Source organism: Streptomyces shaanxiensis, from assembly GCF_039537145.1.
In the GTDB taxonomy this organism is placed as follows: Bacteria; Actinomycetota; Actinomycetes; order Streptomycetales; family Streptomycetaceae; genus Streptomyces; species Streptomyces shaanxiensis.
In genome coordinates this window covers 1,016,755-1,023,173 of sequence record NZ_BAAAZY010000010.1, presented here as the reverse complement: position 1 = coordinate 1,023,173, position 6,419 = coordinate 1,016,755, and the positions used below count along the sequence as shown (strand labels likewise).

Below are 6,419 nucleotides of genomic sequence, written 5' to 3'. Positions count from 1 at the left end.
CGTGCAGGTCACCAGGTGACGGGGAACCTCGCCAGGCCGCCGGCCAGCCGGCCGCCGGGGTGCGACTCCAGTTCGGCCTCCGGCACCGCGAGGCGCAGCGAGGGCAGGCGTGAGAACAGCGCGGTGTAGGCGACGGCCAGGATGATGCGCACCAGCGGCGCGCCCGTGCAGTGCCGCATGCCGTGCCCGAACGTGAAGTGCGGGTTGGGCGTGCGGGTGACGTCGAAGCGGGACGGCTCCTCGAAGGCGCGGGCGTCGTGGTTGGCCAGCGAGAAGTCGAGCATCACCAGGTCGCCCTCGGCGATGGTGACCCCGCCGATCTCGATGGCCTCGCTCGCGTACCGGGGCAGCACGGGGCTGCCGATCGTGGCGCGCATGACCTCGTCGACCGCCCGGACCATGACGTTCGGGTCGGCCATGGCGAGGGCGAGCTGGTCGGGGTTGCGCAGGAACAGCAGCACCCCGAAGTCGAGGTGGGAGGCGAGCCCGGACAGGCCGGTGAACAGCAGCGTGACCGTGTGCAGTCCGATCTCCTCGTCGGTGAGACCGGAGTCGATGAAGCGGGAGATCACGTCGTCGCCGGGTTCGTCACGGCGTTTGGCGCCCAGCTCGGCGGCGTAGCCGAACAGGGCGTCCATGCCGGACTCGGCGTGCTGCCGGTCGGTGTCGCCGACGGTGTCCATCATGGCGAGCAGCCGCCGGCGGTCCTCTGCGGGGACGCCGACCATGTCGCACAGCGCCTGCTGGGAGTACTCCATCGAGTAGGACTCGTGCAGGTCCGCGGTCGGTCCGGCGGCGATGATCCCGTCGAGCGTGGCGTGCGCGATCGCCTCGACGCGGGAGCGGCGGTCGAGGACCTTCCGGGCGGCGAAGCTCTTGGTGTACAGGACGCGCTTGTTCTCGTGGGCGCGCCGCTCGGTCTCCACGTCGTCGCTGGTGACGAGCATGTCCAGCATCGGGTTGCGGAAGAACCGGGGCGCGTTCTGCGGATCCTTGTGCGAGCGGCCGAGGCGGTGGTCCTGCAGCAGCGCCTTGACCTCGGCGTGGCGGGTCACCAGCCACCCCTCGTCGCCGGCGGGCGTGAGGATGCGGCACACGGGGGCCTGTTCCTGCAGACGCAGGCGGATGTCGCTGAAGGCGAGGATCGAGGGCTGTTCGACCCCGATCAGGGGCAGTTGCTGTGCGGTGGACATGGGTTCCTTCCGGCTGGTGGGGGTGGCTGGGGCCCGCTGGTGGGGGGTGGCTAGGGCCGGTCGGTGGCCAGGGTGGTGAGCCAGTCCTCGATCACGCCGGCGGTCAGGGCGGCGTCCTCCTTGACCATGGCCATGTGGTCGGTAGGCACGATGCGGATGTCGTCCGCGGGTACGGACACCTCCTGGCCGGTGGTCGTGAACTCCGTGCCGTCCACTTCCCGGCCGCACCGCACGAGCAGCTTCGGCACGGTGGGGTGCAGGCCGGTGTCGGTGATGCGGACGAACCAGTGGGCCATCGCCGACAGGCGCGCGCTGTTCAGGTTCACCGCGGGCGAGTCCATGGTGGTGAAGTAGTTGGTGGTGACCGAGTCGAAGTCGAGGCCCTCGTTGGTGTCGTAGTTGAGGCTGAGCGTGTCGAGCATGATCACGGCTTCGGGGGCGATGCCCCAGGTCTCCTCCAGCACGGCCGCGGCGAGGTAGGCCAGGGTGCCGCCGGAGGAGTGCCCGACCAGGCAGAACGGTTCGCCGTCACTGGCGTGCAGCACGCTCTCGGCGACCCAGCGCACGGCGGCCGCGGTGTCCCTGGGCAGCGGCTCGCCCGGCTCGAACCCGATCAGCGGCAGCGCCGACACCTGCCGTTTGCCGCGCAGGTGCGCCGCGAGGCGGGCGTACATGTGGACGCCGGCGGTCGCGCCGGGCGCGCTGATGCAGATCAGCTTGGGCAGCGCCGGGCCGTCGGCGAGGGTCACCGTCGTGGGCAGGTCCTCCAGTTCGGCAGGGGTCTCGAACATCGGGCGCAGGTTCGCCACGGCCTTGAGCAGGCTCAGGCCCTGCAGCACCTTGCCGGTCGACACCGACTCCATGAACAGCCCGAACACGGTGTCGGACGGGTCGACGGCGGCGCCGGTACCGGCGGAGGCCGCGGCCGGGCCATGGAGCGTGCCGAGGTCGGCGAGCAGGGTCCGGGCGAGGTTCGCCGGGGTCTTGTTGTCGAAGACGATGGAGCCCGCCAGCTTGCGGCCGCCCAGCAGTTCGCCCAGCTGGTTGCGGAGTTCGACGGCGATGAGCGAGTCGAAGCCCAGCTCCAGGAAGTCCTTCTCCGGGTCGACGGCGCTCGGGTCGGGGTGGCCGAGCAGCGCCGCGGAGGTGCCCACGACGAGGTCGCGCAGCATGGTCTCGCGGGCCTCGGGGCCGGCGCCGCGCAGCCGGTCAAGGACGGTGACGGCGGCCTTCTCGGCGGGCACCACGGTGGGCGCGTCGGTGAGGAGGCCGCGCAGCAGCGGGGCGACGGGGCCGTGGGCACGCTGGCCGGCCGGGTTGACGTACATCGGCACGAGCAGTGCCTCGTCGCGGGCGAGCGCCGCGTCGAACAGGGCGAGGCCCTGCTCCGCCGCGAGGGGCGGCATCCCGGAGCGCGCGATGCGTTCCATGGCGGCCTCGCTCAGCCCGCTCGTCATGCCGCTGTCCTGCGCCCAGGGACCCCACGCCAGGGACACGGCGGGCAGCCCCTCGGCCCGGCGGCGGACGGCGAGGGCGTCCAGGTAGGCGTTGGCGGCGGCGTAGTTGCCCTGCCCGGCGGCGCCCATGACGTTCGCGACCGACGAGTACAGCGCGAACACCGCGAGGTCCAGGTCCCGGGTGGCCCGGTGCAGATGCCAGGCACCGTCGGCCTTGGGGCGCAGCACCGCGTCGAGGCGTGCGGGGGTGAGGGTGTCGACGAGGCCGTCGTCCAGCACGCCTGCGGTGTGTGCGACACCGGTCAGCGGGTGGGCGGCGGGCACGGCGGCGAGCAGTTCCGCGACCGCCTCCTCGGTGCAGACGTCGGCGGCGACGACGGTGACCGAGGCGCCCCGCGCCTCGAGTTCGGCGCGCAGTTCGCCCGCGCCGGGCGCGTCGGGGCCGCGGCGGCCGGCGAGCAGCAGGTGCCGTATGCCGTGGCGGGCGACGAGGTGGCGGGCGAGTGCGGCTCCCAGGCCGCCGGTGCCGCCGGTGATCAGGACCGTGCCCTCGGGGTTCCAGGCGGGGGCGGACGGCGCGGTGGCGGGCAGTTCGGCGAGGCGGGCGACCTTGACGACGCCGTCGCGGACCAGCACCTGGGGCTCGTCCCACGACACCAGCCGTACGACCGTGGCGATCGACACGTCCGACGCGTCGAGGTCGACCAGGGTGAACCGGCCGGGGTGCTCCGCCTGTGCGGTGCGCACCAGGCCCCACGCCGCGGCGGCGGCCAGGTCCTCGCCGGTTGCCGCCCCCCGGCTGACGAACACCACGCGGGCACTCTCGTACCGCAGGCTCTCCTGAAGCACCGTCAGGACTCGGGTCGTCGTGTCCCGCACGCTGTCGGGCGTCTCGTCACCCGACACCGACACGACGAACACGTCCGGCGCGGCGGCCTGGCCCGCGGCGTCGGCCAGGGTCTCGCCGTAGCCGGTGACGGTCTGGCCCGCGCTGTAGAGGACGTGGGCCACGTCGAACTCGTCGGTGCCGACCACGGCCCAGCGGGCGGTGGCCACGGGCACCCCGTCCAGCGGGGCGGTGACCCAGTCGACCTCGTGGAGCGCGGGTCGGTGGGCCTGCTGCGGTCCGGCGTACGGGCCGCCCGGCGCCATGGTGGACTGCGGCCAGAACCGCTGCCGGTCGAACGGATAGGTGGGCAGGTCGACCCGGCGGCCACCGGCGTAGAACGAAGACCAGTCGACCTTCGCGCCGGCCGTGTGGAGCCGGGCGAGCGCGGTGACGAGGGCGGTCTCCTCGGGCCGGTCCCGGCGCAGCAGGGGCACACAGCCGTCGACGAGTGCGGAGAGCACGCCGACGGGGCCGACCTCGACGAAGGTGGCGTCGCCGATCGCGGCGACGTGGTCGGCGAACCGCACCGCGTCCCGTACGTGCCGCACCCAGTACTCGGGCGAGGTGACGTCGCCGGTCGTGGCGATGGGCAGGCGCGGCGTGTGGAAGGCGAGGTCCTTGATGGAGTTGCGGAACTCGTCGAGCATCGGCTCCATCAGCGGCGAGTGGAAGGCGTGGCTGACGCGCAGCCGCTTGTGCTCCCAGCGCTCGGCGATCCGCAGGACCTCGCTCTCGTCGCCGGCGATCACGACGGAGTCGGGGCCGTTGACGGCGGCGACGGAGACGTTCGCGGTGAGGTGCGGGAGGACGTCGGCCTCGGTGGCCGTGACCGACACCATGGCACCGCCGGCGGGCAGGGCCTGCATCAGGCGGGCTCGGGCGGTGACCAGCGTGGCCGCGTCCTTCAGCGTGAGGACTCCGGCTACGTGTGCGGCGGCGATCTCGCCGATCGAGTGCCCGGCGAGGTGGTCGGGCTTGACGCCGTAGGACTCCAGCAGGCGGTAGAGGGCGACTTCGAGGGCGAAGAGTGCGGGCTGGGTGTTGCCGGTGCGGTTCAGGGCCTCCTCGTCGTCGCCCCAGATCACGTCGCGCAGCCCGGCGTCCAGGAGCGCGAGCACCTCGTCGAGGGCGGTGCGGAACACCGGGAAGCGGTCGTACAACTCCCGCCCCATGCCCAGGCGTTGGGCGCCCTGGCCGGAGAACAGCACGGCGAGCGGGCGGCGGGTGACCGTGCCCCGGGCGAGGACGTCGCCGTCGAGGAGTACGGCTCGGTGCTCGAAGGAGGTGGAGCGGGTGGTCAGCAGGGAGTACCCGATGTCGACAGCGCCGACGGGGTCGCCGGAAAGCTGTTGTGCCTGCTCCACACGTGAGTTCAGGGCGGTGTCGGACTTGGCGGAGACCAGCCACGGGACCGGGGAGGGGACCGCAGAGGCGGCCGGGCGCTCACCGGCCGCGGGCGCTTCCTCAGCCGGCCCCACCTCAGCCGATGCCTCCTCAGCCGATGCTTCCTCGACCGGCGCCTCCTGGATGATCACGTGCGCGTTGGTGCCGCTGACGCCGAACGACGACACACCGGCCCGGCGCGGCTTCTCCGTGGGCGGCCACGGCACGGCGGAGGTGAGCAGTTCGACGTTCCCGGCCGTCCAGTCGACGTGCGAGGTCGGCTCGGTGACATGCAGGGTGGGCGGCAGTTCGGCGTGGCGCAGCGCCATCACCGTCTTGATCACCCCGGCGACGCCGGCGGCGGCCTGGGTGTGACCGATGTTCGACTTGATCGCGCCCAGCCGCAGCGGCGTCTCACGGTCCTGTCCGTAGGCGGCGATCAGCGCCTGTGCCTCGATGGGGTCGCCGAGTGTCGTGCCGGTGCCGTGCGCCTCGACGGCGTCCACGTCGGACGGGGTGAGGCCGCCGGAGGCGAGCGCGGCGCGGATCACCTCGCGCTGGGCGGGGCCGTTGGGCGCGGACAGCCCGTTGGAGGCGCCGTCCTGGTTGATGGCGCTGCCCGCGAGCACGGCGAGCACGGGGTGGCCGTTGCGGCGGGCGTCGGACAGCTTCTCGACGAGCAGCACGCCGATGCCCTCGGACCAGCCGGTGCCGTCGGCGTCGTCGGAGAATGCCTTGCAGCGGCCGTCGGCCGCGAGGCCGCCCTGGCGGGTGAACCCGGCGAAGTTCGACGCCGTCGTCATGACGGTGACGCCGCCTGCGAGGGCGAGGGAGCACTCGCCGCCCCGCAGCGCCTGCGCCGCCAGGTGCAGGGCGACCAGCGAGGAGGAGCAGGCGGTGTCGAGGGTGAGCGAGGGGCCTTCCAGGCCGAGCGTGTAGGAGACCCGGCCGGAGATCACGCTGGCCGCCGTGCCCATGCCGGCGTGGCCCTCGACGTCCTCCTGCGAGGCGATCAGCACATGGCCGTAGTCCTGGCCGTTGGTGCCGACGAACACGCCGGTCCGGCTGCCGCGCAGCGTCACCGGGTCGATCCCGGCGCGTTCGATCGCCTCCCAGGAGGTCTGCAGCAGCAGCCGCTGCTGCGGGTCCATGGCCAGCGCCTCACGCGGGGAGATGCCGAAGAAGCCGGGGTCGAACTCGGCCGCGTCGTACAGGAATCCGCCCTGCAGGGTGGCGCTGTCGCCGCCGGCGAGCGTGCCCAGGTCCCAGCCCCGGTCGGTGGGGAAGCCGGAGACGGCGTCCCGGCCCGAGGACACCAGGTCCCACAGGTCCTCGGGCGAGCGGACGTCGCCGGGGAACCGGCAGGCGATGCCGACGATCGCCACCGGTTCGTGCCGTGCGTTCTCCGCCTTCTCCAGCCGCTGCCGGGTCTGGTGCAGGTCGGCGGTGACCCACTTCAGGTACTCCACGAGCTTCTCGTCGTTCGGCATCGCCGCA

General features: G+C 73.0%; 2 protein-coding genes. Both read right to left on the bottom strand.

Annotated elements, in window-relative coordinates; genetic code table 11:
• Positions 1–8: 8 nt before the first annotated feature.
• Positions 9–1,193, bottom strand: a complete 1,185-nt coding sequence (locus ABD932_RS18305; RefSeq protein ID WP_345013945.1) for a cytochrome P450 — start codon at positions 1,191–1,193, stop codon at positions 9–11.
• Positions 1,194–1,243: 50 nt separating this feature from the next.
• Complete coding sequence (locus tag ABD932_RS18300; protein WP_345013942.1) at positions 1,244–6,412, bottom strand: SDR family NAD(P)-dependent oxidoreductase; 5,169 nt, start codon at positions 6,410–6,412, stop codon at positions 1,244–1,246.
• Between the last annotated feature and the right edge of the window lie 7 nt (positions 6,413–6,419).

What these genes read in the sequence shown, in the direction of transcription:
- ABD932_RS18300 (WP_345013942.1), bottom strand. Translation starts at nt 6,412, where the DNA reads ATGCCGAACGACGAGAAGCTCGTGGAGTACCTGAAGTGGGTCACCGCC.
- ABD932_RS18305 (WP_345013945.1), bottom strand. Translation starts at nt 1,193, where the DNA reads ATGTCCACCGCACAGCAACTGCCCCTGATCGGGGTCGAACAGCCCTCG.